At 48.8% G+C, this 20,186-nt stretch carries 21 protein-coding genes; 10 read left to right on the plus strand and 11 right to left on the minus strand.

Translation table 11 applies throughout. The annotated features are described in order from the left end of the window. The first annotated feature begins 368 nt into the window (after positions 1-368). Positions 369-854 (plus strand): pyridoxamine 5'-phosphate oxidase family protein, encoded by a 486-nt coding sequence (locus tag IM700_RS10510; RefSeq protein ID WP_193416888.1) that lies wholly within the window; start codon positions 369-371, stop codon positions 852-854. Positions 855-1,030: 176 nt separating this feature from the next. On the opposite strand, the gene IM700_RS10515 is transcribed toward IM700_RS10510, so the two are convergent. The 3 genes from IM700_RS10515 to IM700_RS10525 form a co-directional block, all read right to left on the minus strand. Continuing rightward, positions 1,031-1,300, minus strand: coding sequence for a hypothetical protein (locus IM700_RS10515; protein WP_193416889.1), 270 nt, complete (start codon positions 1,298-1,300; stop codon positions 1,031-1,033). A 165-nt stretch (positions 1,301-1,465) separates the two neighbouring features. Then, a complete protein-coding gene (locus IM700_RS10520) occupies positions 1,466-3,727 on the minus strand; it encodes a bifunctional 2',3'-cyclic-nucleotide 2'-phosphodiesterase/3'-nucleotidase (protein WP_193416890.1) in 2,262 nt (753 codons plus the stop codon). A gap of 501 nt (positions 3,728-4,228) precedes the next feature. Then, positions 4,229-5,707, minus strand: coding sequence for a DHA2 family efflux MFS transporter permease subunit (locus IM700_RS10525; protein ID WP_193416891.1), 1,479 nt, complete (start codon positions 5,705-5,707; stop codon positions 4,229-4,231). Between the two features lie 186 nt (positions 5,708-5,893). Between IM700_RS10525 and IM700_RS10530 the strand changes: the two genes are divergently transcribed. The 4 genes from IM700_RS10530 (at position 5,894) to hprK (ending at position 9,175) form a co-directional block, all read left to right on the plus strand. Next, positions 5,894-6,448, plus strand: coding sequence for a TetR/AcrR family transcriptional regulator (locus IM700_RS10530; RefSeq protein ID WP_193416892.1), 555 nt, complete (start codon positions 5,894-5,896; stop codon positions 6,446-6,448). 175 nt (positions 6,449-6,623) lie between these two features. Beyond that, positions 6,624-7,445: a sugar phosphate isomerase/epimerase family protein gene (locus tag IM700_RS10535; protein WP_193416893.1), complete on the plus strand. Its 822-nt coding sequence runs from the start codon at positions 6,624-6,626 to the stop codon at positions 7,443-7,445. After that, on the plus strand, positions 7,442-8,242 hold the full coding sequence (locus IM700_RS10540) for an AAC(3) family N-acetyltransferase (RefSeq protein WP_193416894.1): 801 nt from the start codon (positions 7,442-7,444) through the stop codon (positions 8,240-8,242). The genes IM700_RS10535 and IM700_RS10540 overlap by 4 nt, the downstream gene beginning before the upstream one ends. 15 nt (positions 8,243-8,257) lie before the next feature. Next, on the plus strand, positions 8,258-9,175 hold the full coding sequence (gene hprK, locus IM700_RS10545) for an HPr(Ser) kinase/phosphatase (RefSeq protein ID WP_193416895.1): 918 nt from the start codon (positions 8,258-8,260) through the stop codon (positions 9,173-9,175). 13 nt (positions 9,176-9,188) lie between these two features. On the opposite strand, the gene IM700_RS10550 is transcribed toward hprK, so the two are convergent. After that, on the minus strand, positions 9,189-9,713 hold the full coding sequence (locus IM700_RS10550; RefSeq protein ID WP_193416896.1) for a ClbS/DfsB family four-helix bundle protein: 525 nt from the start codon (positions 9,711-9,713) through the stop codon (positions 9,189-9,191). A 137-nt stretch (positions 9,714-9,850) separates the two neighbouring features. On the opposite strand from IM700_RS10550, the gene IM700_RS10555 reads away from it, so the two are divergent. The 4 genes from IM700_RS10555 (at position 9,851) to IM700_RS10570 (ending at position 11,957) form a co-directional block, all read left to right on the plus strand. Next, positions 9,851-10,465, plus strand: a complete 615-nt coding sequence (locus IM700_RS10555; RefSeq protein ID WP_193416897.1) for a TetR/AcrR family transcriptional regulator — start codon at positions 9,851-9,853, stop codon at positions 10,463-10,465. 6 nt (positions 10,466-10,471) lie between these two features. Next, positions 10,472-10,933, plus strand: a complete 462-nt coding sequence (locus IM700_RS10560; protein WP_193416898.1) for a DUF2269 family protein — start codon at positions 10,472-10,474, stop codon at positions 10,931-10,933. A 42-nt stretch (positions 10,934-10,975) separates the two neighbouring features. After that, the gene (locus IM700_RS10565) at positions 10,976-11,470 is read left to right on the plus strand and encodes a DoxX family protein (protein WP_193416899.1); all 495 of its coding nucleotides are present in this window, start codon (positions 10,976-10,978) and stop codon (positions 11,468-11,470) included. A gap of 154 nt (positions 11,471-11,624) precedes the next feature. After that, positions 11,625-11,957, plus strand: a complete 333-nt coding sequence (locus tag IM700_RS10570; protein ID WP_193416900.1) for a nucleotide pyrophosphohydrolase — start codon at positions 11,625-11,627, stop codon at positions 11,955-11,957. A 270-nt stretch (positions 11,958-12,227) separates the two neighbouring features. Here IM700_RS10570 and IM700_RS10575 read toward each other — a convergent pair whose 3' ends face one another. The 3 genes from IM700_RS10575 to IM700_RS10585 all read right to left on the minus strand — a co-directional run bounded on the left by IM700_RS10575 (position 12,228) and on the right by IM700_RS10585 (position 16,462). Beyond that, a complete protein-coding gene (locus IM700_RS10575; RefSeq protein ID WP_193416901.1) occupies positions 12,228-14,747 on the minus strand; it encodes a S8 family peptidase in 2,520 nt (839 codons plus the stop codon). Positions 14,748-14,764: 17 nt separating this feature from the next. Beyond that, a complete protein-coding gene (locus tag IM700_RS10580; RefSeq protein ID WP_193416902.1) occupies positions 14,765-15,763 on the minus strand; it encodes an AAA family ATPase in 999 nt (332 codons plus the stop codon). A gap of 363 nt (positions 15,764-16,126) precedes the next feature. Further along, positions 16,127-16,462 carry a helix-turn-helix domain-containing protein gene (locus IM700_RS10585; protein ID WP_193416903.1) on the minus strand — a complete coding sequence of 112 codons (336 nt, stop codon included), beginning with the start codon at positions 16,460-16,462 and terminating at the stop codon, positions 16,127-16,129. 204 nt (positions 16,463-16,666) lie between these two features. Between IM700_RS10585 and IM700_RS10590 the strand changes: the two genes are divergently transcribed. Next, positions 16,667-17,911 carry a helix-turn-helix domain-containing protein gene (locus IM700_RS10590; protein WP_239483791.1) on the plus strand — a complete coding sequence of 415 codons (1,245 nt, stop codon included), beginning with the start codon at positions 16,667-16,669 and terminating at the stop codon, positions 17,909-17,911. 411 nt (positions 17,912-18,322) lie between these two features. On the opposite strand, the gene IM700_RS10595 is transcribed toward IM700_RS10590, so the two are convergent. From IM700_RS10595 to IM700_RS10610, 4 genes are read right to left on the minus strand one after another with little or no spacing between them, the layout of a single operon-like run. Beyond that, positions 18,323-18,736 carry a hypothetical protein gene (locus tag IM700_RS10595; RefSeq protein WP_193416904.1) on the minus strand — a complete coding sequence of 138 codons (414 nt, stop codon included), beginning with the start codon at positions 18,734-18,736 and terminating at the stop codon, positions 18,323-18,325. 25 nt (positions 18,737-18,761) lie between these two features. Next, positions 18,762-19,529, minus strand: a complete 768-nt coding sequence (locus tag IM700_RS10600; RefSeq protein ID WP_193416905.1) for a class I SAM-dependent methyltransferase — start codon at positions 19,527-19,529, stop codon at positions 18,762-18,764. Between the two features lie 29 nt (positions 19,530-19,558). Continuing rightward, positions 19,559-19,915 (minus strand): hypothetical protein, encoded by a 357-nt coding sequence (locus tag IM700_RS10605; protein WP_193416906.1) that lies wholly within the window; start codon positions 19,913-19,915, stop codon positions 19,559-19,561. A 31-nt stretch (positions 19,916-19,946) separates the two neighbouring features. After that, complete coding sequence (locus tag IM700_RS10610) at positions 19,947-20,132, minus strand: hypothetical protein (protein WP_193416907.1); 186 nt, start codon at positions 20,130-20,132, stop codon at positions 19,947-19,949. Positions 20,133-20,186 lie beyond the last annotated feature (54 nt).

Raw genomic sequence — 20,186 nt, forward strand, 5'->3', positions numbered from 1 at the left:
ATGGGGGGCGGGCTTTTTTTACACAAAGTGTTGCATAACCTGCAGTATTTTGGTGCGCCAATGGGTTGATAGGGTGAAATGCTGCAATTTCTACAACATTCTAGCTCATTTGTGGTAGGTCGGAGATCAAAATGATGCATTTTCTGCAACAAATCAGTATAACGTCGGCCGACATCGCGTCAAATGTTGCACTTTCTGCAACAAATCGGCCAGTGAATGGAGAATTGGGGCGGAAATGTTGCAACTCATACAACATTTGTTCCGCCATCCGCGCCCAGAATGGTTAATTTTGCCCCTCTCGGTTCACCCTAACGGGGTAGCTAGCAGTACCCATCTACCCCCAATAACCAACATGGAGTGAACTAGATATGACAAACGACCAAACGGCGCATCAGGAAGCCGTGGAGACCGTCCGGAAATTGATCAAAGGCATCGAGATCGCCATGCTGACGACCGTCACGCAGGAAGGGCTGGTGTCGCGACCGATGAAAACCCAGGAGGTCGAATTCGACGGCGACCTCTGGTTCCTGACGAAAGAGGAGACGGATAAATACACCCAACTCAAGCAGCACCCCAAGGTCAACGTATCGTATGTCGGGGACTCCTACGTTTCGGTACGCGGAACTGCCGAGGTGCTTAACGACCGGGCGAAGATCGACCAGTTCTGGAATGCGGCCTACGCCAAATTCCTGCACACCACCAGCGATGACCCCAGTCTAGTCCTGATCAAAGTGAAGGCCGAGGCAGCGGAATACTGGGAAACGGGCAATCTCGTCAAAATGGTCAAGCGTATGTTCTCCCAGCTGACCGGTAAAGAAACGGAAGCCGAATTGAACAAGACGGTGAAGTTGTAGTACCTCGCAAAAAGGAGCAGCAGGATCTTTTATCCCGCTGCTCTTTTTTTCATCCTATTCGTTGCGAAGTGGCAGCTTCCGGAAGGCTGTTCGCTTCATCAGCCATTTCTCCAGGTAATACACGGCGATGACCATTTCCGCGATGATTCCCAAGCATTAGGCGATTACTCCAAATACTACCTGACCCGATCCGACCGATCCGATGCCGTGCCCTTCGCCTCGTACTCCGCCACGGGGTTTCCCGGAACGGTCCAAGCCTCGCGGGATCCTCCTTCGTCGCCGTCAGGCCATTGAGGTCTTTCGCCGCTCTCCCGATCCAAATCGCCGTCCGCATCCATTCGGCCCCTCTCCCGGTCACCGAAGTCACCCGCGTGTGCCGTCATGGATTCCAAACCCAATACGTTACTGATGCTCTGCACATGCCCGAAGAAGTTTGTGGCGTACATTTGATAAACCCCAAATACCAGAAGGAGTGCGACAGTCACCTTGGCGAAGTTCTTTATCTGGACCAAGGATACGCTGCGAACCTTTAATGAACCTTAAAAACAGGAAGGGTGTTCAAATAAAACAGGGCCCATCTCAGATGAGACGGGTCCTGTTCCTATGGTTCGTTATTTCACCGGAATCACGATCTTCTGTCCGATCCGGATCAGATGCGGGTTGGACAGTTTGTTGTATTTAGCCAGAGCCTGCCACGTTGTGCCGTGCTCCAGCGCGATGTCGTACAGGGTGTCGCCTTTCTTGACGATGTAGACCGTTTCCGTCCCGGCCGAAGGAGCTGGTGCGGGAACGGGCGTCGGCTTCGTCGGAGCAGGAGCAGGAGCAGGAGCCGGAGCCGGCGACGGTTCAGGTGTTGGAGCTGGCGCAGGCGTCGGTGTCGGTGCCGGGTTGGCCGACTCGGTAGTCGAGCTCAGTTGGAAGGTGGCATAACCGTCCTTCGTGTCGGCCAGGTACTTCAGGTTGCCTGACTTGGAAGCCGTCTCTTTGGCGGCCGGCGAAGTGGCGAACGTGACGTTGGCCTTGCCGAACGGAGCGAGCGACCAGTTGCCGTCCGCGGTCGGGTTGATCGTGCCGTTCTCGCGGATGTAGTCGATGATCACCTGGCGGTTCTCATCCGGCGAGGCTAGAATGATCCGTTTGCCGTCCGGGTTCGCGAATTTGCTGGACGACGCGCGGTAGTTGTTGCTGGCGACAACGAATTTTTGCGCCGGATCGATCGGTTTACCATTATAAGACAGGTTCACGATGCGGCTCGATTTCTCGTTCAACACGCCGCCCTTGGCGTCGTATTTAGCCGGCTTCGTCACGTCGATTTGATACGTCACGCCGTCGATCACGTCGAAGTTGTACGTTGGGAAGTCATAGTTAACCAGTTCTTGAGCTTCCGTCTTGGCCGGATCGATTTGGTTGAACTGCCCGGAAGACCATTCGAGCCATTCCTTCAGCTCAGCGCCGGTCACCAGCACGGCATTCACCGTGTTGGAATACAGGTACAGGTCGGCCACGTTCTTGATGGCGATGTCGCCTGCCGGAATGTCGGTGTAGTAGTTCGCGCCTTGGCGTCCGCCGGCTTTAAACGGGGCTCCAGCCGACAACACGGGCACGCCTTCATATTCTGTGCCCTGCAGATGCTTCTCTACATACCATTTTTGCGCATTGGTCACGATTTGGATCGAGGGATCGTCTTGGATCAAAGCGAACCAGCTATTGATCGGCGCGCTGGTTTTGCCGACCGGTCCACGGACATACTCCAGCGTGTGCTCGTGATCCTCTTGGATTGCATCCCAAATCGTTGGGTCCGCGTCCACCAACGACTTCTTATTCACGGTGTCGAAGATGGGCTTTACGGCCACTTTGGAGTTCTTCACCGACCAGGCATCGCCGGATTTCTCCAGCGTCAGGTCGATGATTCCGAGGTTGTTGCCCCAATACCCCGGTTCGACGGCCGGTACGTCGTTGATCGTGCCTTTGGCCAAGTCGACGCCCGTCTTATCTTCAAAAGAGGCATCCGGGAATACCTTATGCGCGTGGCCGAACAAGATCGCGTCGATGCCTTCTACCTTGCTCAGGTACAGGACCGAGTTCTCCATCAGCGGCGTTTGCGGGATGTCCTCGAAGCCGGAGTGCGGCACCGCGATGATGAGGTCGGCGCCTTCTTTTTTCATCTGAGGCACGAATTTCTTCGCCGTCTCCACGATATCCTTCGTGATCAGCTTCCCTTCGAGATGCGCTTTGTCCCAGGATAGGATTTGCGGCGGTACGAAGCCGATGATTCCGACCTTCAGCTTGTGCTTCGCGCCCGTGCTGTCGGTTACCTCTTTATCGAGGATGAGATAAGGGGTGAAGGCGTTCTTGTCGTTCGATGGATCTTGATCCTTATCGTCCAGATAGATGTTGGCATTGACGTAAGGAAAATTCGAGCCTTTGACGGCGGTCTTGAGGAAGTCGAGGCCATAGTTGAACTCGTGGTTGCCGAAGTTGCCGGCATCATAACCGAGCAAATTCATCGCTTTGTAGACTGGATGGGTCTCGCCCTCCTGCAGCTTGTCCACGGTTGCAACGTAATCGCCCAGCGGGTTGCCCTGAATCAGGTCGCCGTTATCGATGAGCAAGCTGTTCTTCGCTTCCGAGCGAGCTTGTTTGATCAGCGTAGCCGTCTTAGCCAAGCCGTACTCGTCGGTTGGCTTGTCCGCAAAGTAATCATAGTTAACAATGTTCACGTGCAGATCGGTGGTCTCCAGGATGCGAAGCTCGACGGTCGCCGCTCCGGTACTGTCCGCTGCAGATGCCGAGAACGGCAGGGCTGCCAAACTAGCTGCCAACAGGGATGAGATCAGGATGAATTTCAGACTGCGAGGTTTGTTCAATTTCATTCCTCCTTCGAATTTGGGTACTCCCTGACATGGGTCATACGAAGCTTTGTGCCGAAAAATTATTTTAAATTGACTTTAATATTTTATATGAATTGGTAGGGATTGTCATGGGGGAAATTTCTATTTCACGAGAAGGAGAAAGATAACAGATTGTGCAGGAGGTACAAGGTGGGGGATCACATCCTTTGCGGCAAGGTGCGGTGCAAGTGTGGAAGGTCATCATGGGCCAGACTGCAAGGGCGAGGCGTCGTTCGCTAGTGCATTTGATATGAAAAATCATACACAATTTCGTTTTGGATGAATGGAATCGGAAATCTATATGAAAAACCGAATAGAATGAGGCGTTTCCGCAGACTTCCGATGAATTCTATATGAAAAGTCGCGTACAATCGGCCATTTCCGGTATTTCTATCCAATTGGATATGAAAAATCGAATAGATTACCGTTGAAAGCCCGGAAATAGGAAAGGCGACCGGAGGCTAATGTCCGATCGCCTTCATTTTAGGATTCTTCAGCGGTTTGTGCTGCCGTCTCTTCCGTTTTTTTCGATCCGGCCGCTCCTTTTCGGTTGGGCATGAAGATCGTGACCGCCAGTATCAAGACGCTTAGTACAGCCATGCACAGGTAGGCGTCGTTCGTGCCAAGGATCGATGACATCTCCTTCAGTTGGGCCTTGGAAAGTGCCCGGCCCGATTCCATCAAATCGGCGGCGTGGAATTTGGTTCTCGCCGTATAGATCGTGACGACCAGCGCCGTTCCGATCGCCCCCGCCACTTGCCGGACCGTGTTCGTCACGGCGGAACCGTGCGTGTTCATGTGCTTCGGTAGGGCGTTTAATCCAGCGGTGTTGAGCGGCATCGTGAGGAAGCTCAACCCGATGCGCAAGACGATTGTTCGCACGACCAAATAAGAATAGGTCGTCGTTTCGGTTAAATGCGTCACTCCCCAGATGGCGGGAATCGTGAAGAGCAAACCGATGATGGCGATAGGCTTGACCCCGAACTTATCCAATAAGCGTCCGGAAACCGGAGACAATAACGCGTTGATCAAGGCCCCTGGCAGGAGAAGCAAACCGGTTTCCAGCACCGAAAATCCCCGGCTGGCCTGCAAGTAAATCGGCAGCAAGATCATATCTGCATACATGACCATCATAATCATTACGCTGATGATCGTCGTGACCGTATACATCTTGTCCTGGAACACTCTCAAGTTCATAAGCGGGGTGGAATCCTTCAACTGTCGCTGGCAGAACAGGAACAGAAAAATACCACCGACGAGGAGACAAGCCAGCACTTCGGCACTCCCCCAGCCTTTATTGCCCGCGTTGCTGAAGCCAAACAGAATACCGCCAAAGCCTATGGTCGAATAGACAATGCTGACAAGATCGAGCTTCGGTTTCGAGGTCTCCGAGACATTCACCAAATATTTCAGGGCCAACGGAATGACGAGGGCGACCAGCGGCACCATCCCGATGAAAATCCAGCGCCATGATAGATGCTCGATGACGAAGCCGGCTAAGGTTGGCCCGATCGCTGGAGCGACGATCATGGCGAGGCCGATGAGCCCCATGGCCGCTCCGCGTCCTTCTTTGGGGAACACCACCAATACAACCATCATCAAGAGGGGCATGATAATGCCGGCACCTGCGGCTTGGATCAGCCGTCCTGTTAAGAGAAACGGAAAGCTTGGCGCGATGGCGTTGATGAATGTTCCGACCAGTAGTAGGAGCATGGAGCAGATAAACAACTGGCGGGTCGTAAACCGTTGCATGAGGAATGCCGTGACCGGCACCAAAATCCCGTTTACAAGCATGAAGCCAGTAATCAGCCACTGAACGGTCGTCGCGGTAATCGCGAATTCCTTCATTAGATCGGGCAACGCGACGTTGAGGATCGTTTGGTTCAGGATCGATAAGAATGAGCCCAATAGCAGGACGGGCATCAGGATTTTTTTATTCACCTGTGGGGTTGAGGGATTCAAGGTCGGGCTCCTTTCAAAAGGTCATTTATTGACGTAACGTCGACTAATTGATACTCTGTCGATAAAACATAGTATCATGCGAGCCGGCAAAAGGCCATTTACACTTTACGGAGAAGTGTAGACTATGCGACAGGGGGACGGAACGATGTCGAATAAGTTGCAGATGATCATCAAAGGAGAGATGAGATGTCGACCAATCCAGAAGAGAAGGTAGATCCTCGGGTCACGCGAACGAAACGCCTGTTTAGGGAGGCGCTGATTGCGTTGCTGCAGGAGAGCGCCGATCCGCATAAAGTCACTGTCCAGAGTTTGGCGAGTCGTGCGGGATTGAACCGGGCTACGTTTTATTTGCATTACCGTGACGTGGAGGATTTGTTGGAGCAGTTAACGAGGGAAGTGCTGGACGAGCTAGCCCGAAGAATGCGTCCGCTCACCGAGAGCGGCCCGTCTAGGGAGCAATCGCCTCTGGTTTCGTTTTTGGAGCAAATTTACGAGAACGCGGCATTATTTCAGGTCCTCATGGAAAATAAGGAGTTCCGCCACCGGTTGTTCGCGATGCTCACCGACATCGTTTCGATTCGAAGGGAGCGGCGGAAGCTGGCAGATCCCGCGAAGCAGGTTCCCATCCAAATCGTTGCCGCCTCATCGCTTGGCATCGTTTCGTGGTGGATCGAAGAAGGCACCCCGTATAGTCCAAGCTACTTGGCCGACCAAATCAACCAGATGTATCGAAGAAAGTGATCGGCTGTAGAAAGCTTGCAAAGAAGACCTTGCCTGATCGCTGCGAAGCGCGGATGAGGTCTTTTTGCTAGAGGAGTTACTTCACATCATTGACACAGGAGTTTACCGAGAGAAGTCGAATGTATCCTTTAGCGGAAGAGTACGTATGGATTGAAGCCCAAAGGAGGAGAGATGGATGTCGGTAGGCATTCTAGCGCATTTGCTCGGGAAGCAGCCCTTTCGGGAACTGGCGGCGAAGGTAGCCGCATATGAGTTTCCGTATGTGCAGTTGGCTTTGTCCAAGGCCATTTCGGATGTGGATTGCTCGTTGGGAAAAATAAGCCCGGGATTGGCCTCCGAGATCGGTGGCGCTTTTGCGGATCGGGGCGTCCGGATTGCCGTACTCGGCTGCTACGCCAGCCTGATCGATTTGGATGACGAGAGTTACCGGCACAACGTGGACCGGTTTAAAGAGCATTTGCTGCATGCGCGGCATTTCGGCGCGCCGATCGTGGCGACGGAGGTGGGCAAGCCGGCGGATCGAAGCCGCCTGTCGGAGTATGAGGAGCGCCTCAACCGCGCGTTGGAGGAGCTTGTAGAAGAAGCGGAGCGCTGGGGCGTGACCATTGGTCTCGAAGCCGCCCAAGGTCATCTCATCGATTCGCCGGAGACGATGGCGCAAACCCTGGAACGCTTCCCGTCCTCCTGCGTTGGCGTCGTCATCGATCCTTGCAACTTGATGAATGCCGATACCTTTACCCGCCAGGATGAAGTCATTCAAACGGCCTTCGACCTGCTGGGCCCCCGCATCGTGAGCGCCCACGCCAAGGATTTGCAGCGCAGCCCGAACGGCTTGCTGATCGAAACCGCCGCCGGGCTTGGGGAGTTGAATTACCCGCTGTTTTGGAAGCTGCTGGAGCAACACAAACCGCGTGGATTCGTAACATTGGAAGGCGTGACAGAAGAGCAGTGCGCCGAGGCAGCAAGATTCGTACACGAAGGGAGAGCGCAAGGATGAGGCATACGAAAGAGAGTTTATTCAAGCAACTGGAGGCGTTAGGCCTGGACGGTACGGGAACGGTGCTGGTCCATTCCTCCATGAAAAGCTTAGGCGAAGTGGAGGGCGGAGCGGATACCGTGTTGGATGCTTTTTCGGCGTATATGGAGCAAGGGTTGCTCGTGTTGCCTACCCATACCTGGTCGTACATCAATCACGATCAGCCTCGGTTCGAGGTCGAAAATTCACCGGTGTGTGTGGGCATTCTACCGGAACTCTTCCGTAAAAGGCCAGGGGTCATTCGCTCGTGGCATCCTACTCATTCGGTCGCCGCGTTGGGGCGGGAGGCCGAGGCGTTTACGGCGGAGGATCATCTGTTCGATACGCCTTGTGCCCGAGGTTCTTCGTGGGGGAAGCTGTTGGACCGCAAAGCGACGATTCTGCTGGTGGGGGTTGATTTGAAACGGAATACCTTCATTCATGGCGTCGAGGAATGGGCGGATATCCCGGGTAGAATGACGGACGACCACGAGATGTTATACACGATTACGCCGGATGGCACGGAGATTCCGGTCCCTTCCCGTAGGCATTGCGGGTTGCCTTGGTCGGAACATTTTTGGAAAGTCGAAGAAGTCCTTGAGGTTCGCGGCGCGATGCGTAAGGGCAAACTGGGGGATGCGGTTGTTCGAGTTTGCGATGCGGCCGCCGTGGCGGAAGTGATCACGGAAATGTTAAGGGAGGAGCCGGATTTGTTCTCCGATAACGAGCCGCTGAAGAACCCGGAGCGCTGGATGGGAACGACATCGCATATTGAATAGCAGGAGGAGAATCAGATGAAGACGATCACCGTACAGAAGCTGGTGGACACGTTCCGTTTGGAAGTGCTGGCAGGGGAGGAGCACCTGGGTCGCGAGATCGATCGTCCCCGGGCGCATCGGCCGGGGCTGGAGTTCGTGGGATATTTCGATTTTTTTCCGATGAACCGGGTGCAGGTGCTGGGACGTAAGGAGATCAATTATTTGCTGACGTTAAGCGTGGAGGAACGCAAGCTGCATATCGGGAATATCGTCAAATATCACCCTCCGTGCTTCATTGTGACGTCCGGACAACAAGAGATTCCTTATTTGGAGCTGTACTGCGAGGAGGAGGGCATTCCGCTGCTGCGTACGGAGGAGACCGCGACGGAGTTTATCGCCAAGCTGGACGGTTACCTGGTCAAGGCATTGGCTCCGGAGATTTCGATTCACGGGGTGTGCGTGAACGTATCGGGCATCGGCATCCTGCTTCGCGGCAAGTCCGGGATCGGCAAAAGCGAAACGGCGCATACGCTGATCCGCAGGGGGCACCGTTTTGTCGCGGACGATATCGTGGTGTTGAAGAAATTGAGCCCCACCACGCTGCTCGGAACCCATAACGAGACAACCCGCGAATTCCTGGCATTACGCAGCATCGGGCTGATTAACGTGGTCCGCCAATACGGACGCCGGGCTTTTCAAGATGAGACGCGAATCGTCTTGGATATCGAGCTGGTGCCGTGGCAGGAGAATGCCCTCAACAACGAACTGGAGACGGTGCCGCAGTTCACGGAATACTTAGGCGTCCAAATCCCGCATATCGAAATCCAGCTCCAACCCGGCCGGGACGTCGCCGGCCTGATCGAGGCCGCGGCGAACAACTGGTACTTGAAGCAATTAGGTTACAGCGCGGTAGATGAGTTTATGAAACGGATCGAGGGGGAGATGGGGGTGTAGGGGCCAGGGGCTCCTATGTCTCCATCAATGAGCCCACTTTCTTCCACTTGCGGATTTTGCTGCGGAAGGATTTGAAAGGTGCTACGGTATTGATGTGGACCCATTTCCAAATCGGCCAGTTGGACGGGGTGGAAGCGGCCCACCTTCTGCCCCCCGGCGCAAATAATTCTTCATCGCTGAAGCTCTCAAGCCAGGTCGTCAGCTCATCGACAGCCGCTATAAACAACGCCTTGAGTTGGGATAAGGTTTGGTCCCGATACTGGTCATAGAAACTTTGATATAAACCACCTAATTGGTTCCACTTATATCCGGACGCGGGAGTAACGACTTCTTTGCCTTCCAGTTCGTTGCGATCCCACCCGCGAATGAGGTTGATCCAGCCCAGCTGATAGGCAATCATCTCCTGTGGCGTATGGTCCACTTCCTCCAACCGCAAGGCTTTATCCGTTTCGGGGATTCCCTCGAATTCCGCGATAAAAAGCTGAGCGGTTTTTTGGATTTCAGAGATTAGAGCTTGTTTACTGGCGTATGCTGGCATGGGTAGGTTCCTCCATGTGCGATTTTTATACCTATTATAACTCTCAGCGATATGTTAAGGCTCCCTATTTACAAACCAACGGTCGGTATTTATAATGAAAATACATAAAATTTAAAGAATTGCCTGGAGGGTTGGTTTTGAAACAGGAGGAGCGCAGACAACGGACTTTAAGACGGCTGATCGATGCAACGAAAGAATTGATTCAGGAGAAGGGATGTCACTCAATTACGATGCAGGACATCATGGGCAGATCCGGCCTGTCTAAAGGCGCGATTTTTCATTATGTCAACAGCAAGGATGAACTCTTTGTGTTCCTTCTGCAAGAAGGGCTTGAAGAAACCAACCGACGCTTCATGAATGAGATCGAGGAAGGCCGACGGAATTTTGATGATCCGATGCAGAAAATCAAGGACAGCATTGTCGAATACGAAAATCCGCAGAACGTGACCAACAAAGTGCTCGTGTACTTGTTCGGCAAAGAGGAGGATCCGGCGGTTGCGGAGGCCTTGAAGCAGTATTACGACCGGTCCGTTTTCTTATCTCAACTCTGGATTGAAACAGGTCAGCAGCACGGCGTCATTCCCAAAACGGTTGAGGCGGACAAAACGGCGGAATTGTTCACCTTAATGACACTCGGCTTCCGAATTCGCGCAAGAATTCCGAATGTGCAGGCGATAGTTAAAGCGCAGGACTTAACTTCGCTGATGACGGACATTTTGAACCCCGGCAAAAAACGGGGCGAGAAAGGATGAGTGGACGTGAGATTATGGTTAACTTTACATTTAATCGGTGTCTTACTGATGGTTGGAAATATCGTAACGGCGGCGTTTTGGAAAATACGGGCCGACATGACCCGAAATCCAATAATTATGCACGATGCAGCTAAGAATGTGATGATCGCGGACTATGTTTTTACGATCCCCGGGCTCGCCCTGATCGTCCTTTCCGGCGGTAGGATGACGGGGAGTTTGGGCTACTCTTTGGCGGGTCTGAATTGGCTGACCTTCTCCTTGGGCTTGTTTGCCGTGACCGGACTAATCTGGTTGTTCATCCTCATTCCCATGCAGCGCAAAATGATCGGTCTGAGCGCCGATGGCATCGAGAGTGGCACCGTCACAGCGGAATATCATAAGGCTTCTCGGAACTGGGCGGTATACGGTACGATTGCCACTTTGCTGCCGCTCGGGATTCTTTACCTGATGATCACCAAAGGTTTCTAATGCCACGGTAGACACAAATTTGAAAATAACGGAGGTCTGCTCATGGAACCCCTGATTACCCTTATCGTTGTTACGCTGGTGATCCTTGCCCTGGGAGCTGCGGGAGTCAAACGACTGCGCACTTGGCCCGTTGCCCTTCGGGGCGGGGTTGCAGCAATGTTTGTGTTGACCGGTACGGTGCATTTCGTTTGGATGCGGGAGGAGCTTATAAGCATGGTGCCGCCGATCTTGCCATACCCTGCTTTCATTGTTTCGCTTACAGGTGTGTTGGAATTGGCCGGAGCAATTGGCTTGCTGTGGCGTCCGACGGTCATCTGGGCGGCGGGAGGACTTTCGCTTCTCCTCCTCTGTATGTTCCCGGCAAATGTGTATTACGCCCTTTCCGGTCTTGCGACGGACGCTCACCAAGCTTTGCTTCCCCGCACGTTAATGCAAATTGTCTTTTTGTCGGCGACTCTGGCGATTATGGTTTATTACTTGTGGCGTCGAAACGTAAGACGAATTCAGGCGGGATTTGACGAATCTTCCATTTCGTAATAACTTGGGAGTAGGAAGAATGTACCAAGGGCCAAAGCATGGCCACACCAAGAGACGACAAGAGGCGGGCCCCGATCAAGGGGGTGGACCGCCTCTTTTTTGCGCCGTTTGCGCGGGGCTCAAACGCTATTACACCAAGGATAGGAGTATAGACATGAATGAAGAGCTGATCCAAATGCTGCTCGCTTTTCGGGAGGAGCGGAACTGGGGGCAATTCCATAACCCGAAGGATTTGGCGATTTCGCTAAGCCTGGAGGCGTCCGAACTGCTGGAGAATTTTCAATGGAAATCATCCGAAGACGCGGTATCGCAGAAGAGACAAGACATCGCCGACGAACTGGCGGATGTGCTGATCTATTCGGTGTATTTGGCCGATGCGCTGGACTTCAACATCGAAGACATCATTCGGGACAAAATGCAGCGGAACGGCGCCAAGTATCCGGTGGACAAGTCTTTTGGCAAGATGACGAAATATAACGAGTTATAGGAGTGCGGCAGCATGATTAACATTGAGAAAGTTGAAAGCCATCTTTTGGTCGAGCCAGGTACAGGAAGCTCCTTTTACATCGAATTTTGAATTCAACCGGGTCTTCCGATGCTCATGTAGGCTCTACCTAAGCTTTATCCAAACACGAAAATCTGACTTTTTGAATAACACAAGATTGGTATAGATAATTTATTGGATACTGTGATTTGCAGATTTCGTTTGACCTGCAACATTGTCAATCCGCATTATTAAAGTAGAGCGAATGAAATATCATAGCTGAGTACGAACGCGTGTTTTTTGACGCTCTTTAATTCTAACTTTTTGTTGTAGTTTGTTGTATAACTGAATATCTTGATCACCCTCAAATGAGAAGGTAATGACAAGAGCGTACGTTTGAGGGAGTTCTTGTTGAGCGTATTTGAATCTTTCCTTTCCTGTAACTAGGATGTAGATGTAAGAATCGCCGTTTTCATCGAGCAAGTCTTTGCCTCCAGATTTACCTTTACTCCAAATACGTTGCTGCAGAGTTGAACTGTCGACCTCTGGTACTCCGGGTGAAAAATCTGCCTTATATGCATCAGGTAAGGGCTCATCTTCGCTGTTATCGCCAGATTCCTTTTTGGCTTTATATGCAGCAAGCTTTTCTTCGTCTATTTTTCGGTAAACTTCAAACCAAACATTATTTGCTAGATAGTCTTTACGACTTAAACGAGTTACGGGATTAAAGGCTAGACTTATAGAAATTTTTTTACTGCTTTTTACACTAAGAAACTCTGAAGGAACTGGGATCTTATAAAGATGAAATGACCGTAAGTCCAGAGCATCTTCTGAAAATAAAGTAACATGATCTACAGATGAATATAGCCAAGAATCATGAGGTTTCCCATATCCCAACAATCTATGTTTTCTCTCCTGTTTTGGATTGGTTTTTCCAGTATAATGCATATCCGTAGATTTCTCTGCCCATTCGACCATTTCTGTAGACAATGAAGCGGAGTTAACAAGTACTGCCCTAATTAAATTGGCAGATGGCTTCTCTCCTGTTTGCTCTTCTAGGGATCTTTCTATCCTTGCCGCCAGATTTGTCACACGAGGAGCAGCGAAGCTTGTACCAGAATAACCTCTAAATAACTTATCTAGATTATGGTTTAGGGTAGGTTCCAAAAGAACCCTATCATTAATTACCCATCTGTTGTTTCCACGGAATATCTGATGTACTGCAAAATTCCCACCATAGTCAACCAACTCGGGCTTAATTGCTTTGTTCAAACCTTTACCAATACGAGTAAAAACAGAAGGAGAGTGCTTTGGGCCTGCAGATAGTCTTAAACCTTTATTTTTAACTAACTCCGGCTCATCAAAGCGGCTTATAGAACCAACTGTAACACACAAAGAAGCAGTAGCTGGATCAATTAATTTATGTTCATAATCAAACAACTGGTCTCTAGATTTACCATGAAGCTCCTCCCTTGTTTCAAAATCATGAAGAAGAGGATTGTTAACGTTTCCAGCACTGATAATTATTACAATATCAAGTTCTCTGGTAAGCTGATCTAGAGCTTCAGCCCAAGGCATTTGACGTCCGGAATTATAAACCATATCTATGTTACCAGCAGACAGGTTAAACACCCTACAACCATATTCTCTATGGAAATATTGGATTGCTTCGATTACAATTTTTTCTGGTCGCTTTTCAGGATTAAATGAGGGCCATCCTTGGTTATCATGCATTATTTTGGCATTACAAATTCGTACTGACGGAGAAAATTGCTTAGTGCTTATCGAAGTAAAGAAGTCCCCATAGGCAACGATACCCGCGACCCCAGAGCCGTGTCCATTATAGTCAGAGGTAGATCCTTCGGTAAGATCAAAATCTTCCTCAGCCACAATTACATTGTGTAGAAGAGGATGCCCAGAAAAAACGCCCGAATCCAATATAGTTGCTAAGGGAGCACTATCATCAAGAGTATTGTCAACATTATATTCAAATTCGGTAGCAAATATTTCAGATGGTTCTTCAAATACAGTGCCTAAAGGAAAATCTACTAAAGCAACTAGATCGTAGTTTAAGAGTGCTTCAAAGCTAAACTGGTTGACTTTAATTCGACCAAGAAGTAAGCTAGGAGTCTCAAATAAATCACCTAATAGAGAACTCCCGGTCGTGCCTAAGATATTACTAATATTTTTTTCAATAATAGAAATTTGGCTACGGTCTCCGTTAAACCAGATATCAATATCGACAATAAAAAATCCTTCAGGTAACGGTTCACCTGCAGCAAGCTTTTTCTTTAATCTTGGTCCAATTCGATCTTCACGTTGAACTGGTCTTATTTGTTCGATGCAGGAAAAAATATCACGACGTCTTGCATATGTCAGGACCCCAGTCATCTTTGAATCAAGTTCCCATAGTACTCTTTCATTATTAAATCTAATGATAGACTCCTCATCTGGAAACTGAACAAGGATTCTCGAAAAGTTCTCCCTTGTCTCGGAAACTTCTTCTATAAGTGATAAATCAAAGGCCATAATCATTTGATTTAAAAGATCTTGGGACATTGTGTTATTTGTAATACTAAGGACTATTAATTTATTTGGCTCAATCCCTATATTTAATCTTTGTTCGTGAATATATTTACTAGAATCTTGAATCTCACGAGCCAATTTGTTTCCGTGGGCTTGTCTATCACGTATAGGAGGCTTTGGAGCATTTGGGTTAGCTCTAAACTTATAAGGTCTTACTCTTTCTTCCCTTGAAATTTCAATATGATCTAATTTTTGAATTCCAAACATACCTAAGCCTCCTAGGATTAATAACTGGTTCTTCTCATTGCTACAAGCATAGCTTGTTTATTAACGGCTTGTTCAATGTCACTTTTAGTGAACATTTTTCGACCATCAAGTATACATTCTTTCATAACGGTTTGGCACATTTTGTTTATGTCGGAGTGAGAAAAATTATCCATTTGCGAAAGATATTGTTCGAAGATATGAGTAGGCCCTTTATAATGCCTCATTAATAGCTCGCAAAGTCGCAACTTCTCTTCGGAAGAGGGCATTTCAAAATTCAGTGTTTCATCAAATCTACGCCATAGGGCATAGTCTAAAGATTTTTCAAAATTTGTGGCTGTAATAATCAAAGACCTTCCTTTGAAACTGTCTAGTTGTTGCAAGAAAGTATTAACAACTCGTTTTATTTCACCATGTTCAGAGTAGTCATTGCGACTACGACCAATAGCATCAAACTCATCGAAAAAAATAACCCAATTATCATTTTTAGCGTAGTCGAATACTTTACGGATATTGCTGGCAGTTTCACCTAGAAAAGATGAAACGACTGCATCAAAACGTACATACAGCATTGGTATTCCAAGTTCTGAGGCTATAGCATGAGCAGATAGAGTTTTTCCACAACCGGGAGGGCCATAAAATAATATTTTTCGACTTGGGTAAACACCATTACTTATGAGTACATCCCAATTCCGGAAGTCACGCAAAATTGATTCCAAAACTTTTAATTTTTCTTTTGGTAAGATCAGATCATTAAAGTATTTATCTGGATATATTACCTCTACTAATGATACATCTTTATCTGGGTCTTTGGGAATAGATGGCTTAGAAATAGTATCTAAGTTTTTTCTGTAAATGGTATTTCCGTCAAACAAAATCATCCTTAATTCTTCAGCTAAAATCCCATGATTTTTTTTTCTTTCATCCTCAATTAGTTCGTTGGCTATGTTAATAAAACCGTTTCTGTCATCATGCTTAAAACTGCTAAACAGTTTTTTTAGTAAGTCCCCTCTCGCCATAAAAACCATTCCTTTCTTTTATGCTTAATAATCTATGGAAAAACGAAATATTATTTTCAAAATATAAATAAATAAGGACGACTCCGGTATAGTTGCCAGGTTGTCGCCCATCATTCACCATCTTTGTAATCGTACCCAAGTGGGTAAAGAATGTAAAGGGATATTCTACGATATAATGAAAGGTTAAATCAAGAGTTTTTTACATTGAGATAATAAAATCCCTGAAGGGATGTTCCTTGAGATAATCCTATAATTTGGAGGTTTAAGAACAAAACTTATTGGGCAATTGGTCGGTTGCTTCTTTCATAACTGGAGCAGAGTCAAAGAAACAGTCCCCTCCTAACCCTAATTCTTAACAAATTCTCAGTTATTCATCCCCATCCCCCAAATCACATCCCGCGTAATCTTCGTAATCAACGCAATCTCCTCTGCACTTCTGCCGCTTACCATTTTCATATGTTCATCAAGTAACTGTTGTTTATCGAGTACCACTTCCGGACGAAATAATTCCCCAGCAGGAATATCCAAAGCAGTAGCAATTTTCTCTAACGTTTCTAATGAGATATTCCGATCTCCTCGTTCTACGCCGCCTATGTAACTGTAGTGAAGCGATGCAGATTCGGCCAGTTGCTCTTGGGTCCAGTTCTTTTGTTTTCTGTAATCACGGATTCGTTTTCCAACGATTTCTGGTAAATTCATGGATTACCACCTCTTCTTTTAGGTTAGGTAAGGTGGTTGGGCAAATACAGATAAGTATACTAGAAATTAATATCATTAAATAGTACTTATACGTACTAATTTTATTGACTACGACTTAAAAAGACTATACAATCAGGATGAAATGGATAAATAAGGATGGATAATTTTGATAGGTTACGATTTGGACGCGGGGGAGGTATTCCCATGAAACCTGCAACCACGGTCAGACAAGAGTTGGAGAGCTATTTAAGGCGAGCGGAGCTTACGCTTCAGCAATTTTCCGAGATTTCCGGCATTAATCCGGGGACGATTAGTGCAATGTTGAGCGGGTATCGGCAAATTTCCATACATAACTTGGATCTCATCACGGAGGGGATGGGGCTGAAGCAGGGTTCCCTTTACGAGATTTACTTAGAAGAATGTTTGCGTGGTGTGCCGATGCATTGGAGGCGGTTAGGGCCGTTTATCCGGCGGTGCGCGGAGTTGGACAAGCTGGAATGCCTGGAGCGGCTGGTGCAGGCGGTAGCGGATCGGTTATCGTATATGCCGCTGTTGTATGAGACGGCGGAGCAGTTTTTTCGAGAAGGGAAAAGGGCGGCAGCCGTCCTGCTATACCAATGCGTTGCCGAATGTGAGAAGTACCAGCATTCTGAGCGATTGGCATTGAGCCGGTATCGCTTATTTACGATTCATCTCGGGGAGGATCAAGAGGAGAATTTACGCGCTGCCGTCTTGTTCGAAGACTATGTGGACCGATTGGATGAGGGGATTCAATTGGATGCGGTGAAGGACTTGGCGGATGTGTACGCTTCTTTGCATCAGTGGGATCGGGTTCAGTCCCTGGCGAAGAAGCTGGAGCAGAAAGCAGCGATTCAATACCACCATCGGGTAAATCGAAAATGGAAGAGGGCGATGGATGAAGGGGCGTCTCGGCCGGAGCTTTTTTATCTTCTGTACTCGTATTTGTTGAAGGCGAATGTGTGCGATGCCAGGCAAGAGTACGCACGAGCTTTGGAGTATGTTGCTTTGTATCGCGGTGGTGCTCTACACGGAACTGGGGTAGAAAGCGAAGATGAGCGGCGGGTCGTTGAGCAGTTTCAGGAATGGGGTCAGGCCAATGCGTATTTATACCGCTTGATGTCTGGCGAGGTTCAGGTACTGGGGGATTATGCTGAGTATGTCGCGGCGAATACACAGGAGATTGTTCCGGCGATGTACCGGATTTTGCTGGCGGCCAACCGATTTGAGTTGAATGTGGATCATTTGTTGGATCGGTTCCGGGCACATCTGACGTATAAAGAACGGTCATGCCGTTTCGGCCAATACAACGCACAAATTGTGGCGGATCAGTATGTACGGTACTTGTCGGAACTGGCGCATTACTATTTCGCACTTGGCGGTATGAGATGGGGTTCCGGCGGCTTTTTGAAGGAATGGAGCTGGCCTTGAGGTTCAACCATGAATCGATGTTGATTCGTTGTGCACGGTTGTTTGAGAAGTACCGGCATGAGGCTTCCGGGGAGGTTCAAGAGCAATACAAATATCTATTCTGTGAGGTGGAAAAGAGTTATGAGAAGAAGAGTATTGTCGTGGATCGTATTTAGTGGTTGTATGGCTGTAGTGGTGTTTGGGAACAGTCCTGTCGTGCAGACCTTGATTCATGGGTTGGGGGGCTGAGCGAAGGCGGGAACCGGCATCTTTTATTCTCTGGGAAGGGCCTAGGACAGAAATAAGGAGCCGGACGGCCATCCGACTCCCCGCACAACATTTTGGGTGGGAAACCTCCAAAGTGCTTGGATCAATAACCCGCACCCTTGGCGCTAACCTGGGCGGGTTATTTTCTTTTATGTGGAGCATCAGCTACTCCAACGTAAAATCAAGCTTCATCTGAATTTCCAATCCGCGTTTGAAATACAGCGTGTACTCCCCAGGCTCCCACTTCAAATTTTTGAGTCGCATTTCAAAGGCAGCCAAGTCAGCCGTTTCTCTTTCTTTTTGAACTTGAAGAACTTCTCTGTCCCCGCGTTTGGTTACATATAACTGAGCCTGACGAAGGCTCTCCTTCTTATCCGGGTAGATGGCCATGGCGATAAGCCCGGCGTTATTTACAAAATGATCCGAATGATCGTTGATCCTAGCGAACTCCGGATTAGGGGTGTGTCCGAGCTGAAGATCGTATTTTGTGTTTCTGACGAGCTGAGGGTACAGGTATAGGAATAGAAAAATGGCACTGACGCCTAGCACCATCGTTACCCAAATCAATCTCCGCTTCAAATGTCGTCCTCCTTTCCCTAATTCGCTACGGCTTCCTGGCTAAATACAAATCGAGGGTATCGTGTAATTCAACCTTTCCGTCGTAATGGTTGATGGCCTCAATCATCTCTTGCTCTATACGCACGCGGAGCTCCTTCGGGAAAGCCCGATGGTCCGAATACGTATTTAGGAGGTCCACATAGCTTGGCGCATCAAAAGTTCGGGTCTGATGATATAATTTGAATTTCACGTCGGCGAAACCATATTGTTCGAGGGTATGAACCATTTCTAAGCTTTTCTGTTCGGTATGCGGCGCAGGTTCTTTCGAGGAGGGCGCGTATTTCGCGTAGATGTGCTGCATGGCTTCATACAGGTCGTCTTTCCGGGCCGGGAACGGACGATTCCAGAATAACGAGAGTACCCCTCCGCTTCTCAAGAGTTGATGCACCTTGGGATATCCGATTTCTTGCGGGATCCAGTGGAACGCCGTGGCGGAGTAGATTAAATCGTATTGCTCAGGCTCCAGCCTGACGCTTTCGAAATCACTCTGAATCACGCGGAAATGGGGAAACCCCGAAAACTTCTCCGCAGAAAACTTAGCCAAATCTTCCCCAAGTTCGATGGCGGTAATCTCGCAGCCGGTGTTCAAGAAAGGAAGGGTGGCTTGGCCCGTTCCGATGCCGACTTCAAGGGCTCTCTTACCCTGGTTGAGGTCTGAATACCGAATCACATCCTGAAAAAGCTCCTCCACATACGTGGGGCGCATCTTCTCATAGTTTACGACGTCCTCATTAAACTTCAGACGCAAATCCATGAATAACTTCCCCCTTCACACCTCGTGATTCAATCCAATTTGGAAGAATGATACTCAACCCATTTCTCAATTTCGCTCTTTAAAAAAATATAACTCCGGTTGGGGAGCTCCATGCGAGGCAAAAACGAGTAGGTATCATAAACGTTCCCATTGAAATTTCCCCGCTTCTTCCGGTCCAATTCCAGAATGTCTTGCAACTCACTCCTGGTGATTCCTAGGTAATCGGCTAATTCGCTTTCCGTCAATATCGACTTATCTTCGCTGACTTTCTGTTCCTGTATAGCCGGATCGGGCTTATCTTCTCCTCGCTCGGCCAGCAGATAACATCCACCTAAAATTGCAGCAGATAGGATCAAGCTGCAAATGATATTGCTGTATTTGTGCATCCAATCGCCCCCCCTTTTTTTGTATGTTCGACTATAGAATTCTGCTTATTATAATAATTGCAGCAATGACCCCAGCTAAAATCAGCAGATTTGTGGTTTGTCGCCAAAACCCAGGAACCCCCGTGGAGTGTAGTTTATGTTCATTCGTATCATAGTTAGCTTTAGCGCCGTGCGGATCAGCCGGATGGGAAAAGGGTTTTCCATGATCGTCATTCATGAATAGATCCTCCCTTCGTCATTGAAGTGATTATACCAATGATTTACTTTCTCG

The sequence above is a fragment of the Paenibacillus rhizolycopersici genome, assembly GCF_014947195.2.
Taxonomy (GTDB): Bacteria; Bacillota; Bacilli; order Paenibacillales; family Paenibacillaceae; genus Fontibacillus; species Fontibacillus rhizolycopersici.

What these genes read in the sequence shown, in the direction of transcription:
- IM700_RS10510 (WP_193416888.1), top strand. Translation starts at nt 369, where the DNA reads ATGACAAACGACCAAACGGCGCATCAGGAAGCCGTGGAGACCGTCCGG.
- IM700_RS10515 (WP_193416889.1), bottom strand. Translation starts at nt 1,300, where the DNA reads ATGTACGCCACAAACTTCTTCGGGCATGTGCAGAGCATCAGTAACGTA.
- IM700_RS10520 (WP_193416890.1), bottom strand. Translation starts at nt 3,727, where the DNA reads ATGAAATTGAACAAACCTCGCAGTCTGAAATTCATCCTGATCTCATCC.
- IM700_RS10530 (WP_193416892.1), top strand. Translation starts at nt 5,894, where the DNA reads ATGTCGACCAATCCAGAAGAGAAGGTAGATCCTCGGGTCACGCGAACG.
- IM700_RS10535 (WP_193416893.1), top strand. Translation starts at nt 6,624, where the DNA reads ATGTCGGTAGGCATTCTAGCGCATTTGCTCGGGAAGCAGCCCTTTCGG.
- IM700_RS10540 (WP_193416894.1), top strand. Translation starts at nt 7,442, where the DNA reads ATGAGGCATACGAAAGAGAGTTTATTCAAGCAACTGGAGGCGTTAGGC.
- hprK (WP_193416895.1), top strand. Translation starts at nt 8,258, where the DNA reads ATGAAGACGATCACCGTACAGAAGCTGGTGGACACGTTCCGTTTGGAA.
- IM700_RS10550 (WP_193416896.1), bottom strand. Translation starts at nt 9,713, where the DNA reads ATGCCAGCATACGCCAGTAAACAAGCTCTAATCTCTGAAATCCAAAAA.
- IM700_RS10565 (WP_193416899.1), top strand. Translation starts at nt 10,976, where the DNA reads ATGGAACCCCTGATTACCCTTATCGTTGTTACGCTGGTGATCCTTGCC.
- IM700_RS10570 (WP_193416900.1), top strand. Translation starts at nt 11,625, where the DNA reads ATGAATGAAGAGCTGATCCAAATGCTGCTCGCTTTTCGGGAGGAGCGG.
- IM700_RS10575 (WP_193416901.1), bottom strand. Translation starts at nt 14,747, where the DNA reads ATGTTTGGAATTCAAAAATTAGATCATATTGAAATTTCAAGGGAAGAA.
- IM700_RS10580 (WP_193416902.1), bottom strand. Translation starts at nt 15,763, where the DNA reads ATGGCGAGAGGGGACTTACTAAAAAAACTGTTTAGCAGTTTTAAGCAT.
- IM700_RS10585 (WP_193416903.1), bottom strand. Translation starts at nt 16,462, where the DNA reads ATGAATTTACCAGAAATCGTTGGAAAACGAATCCGTGATTACAGAAAA.
- IM700_RS10590 (WP_239483791.1), top strand. Translation starts at nt 16,667, where the DNA reads ATGAAACCTGCAACCACGGTCAGACAAGAGTTGGAGAGCTATTTAAGG.
- IM700_RS10600 (WP_193416905.1), bottom strand. Translation starts at nt 19,529, where the DNA reads ATGGATTTGCGTCTGAAGTTTAATGAGGACGTCGTAAACTATGAGAAG.
- IM700_RS10605 (WP_193416906.1), bottom strand. Translation starts at nt 19,915, where the DNA reads ATGCACAAATACAGCAATATCATTTGCAGCTTGATCCTATCTGCTGCA.
- IM700_RS10610 (WP_193416907.1), bottom strand. Translation starts at nt 20,132, where the DNA reads ATGAATGACGATCATGGAAAACCCTTTTCCCATCCGGCTGATCCGCAC.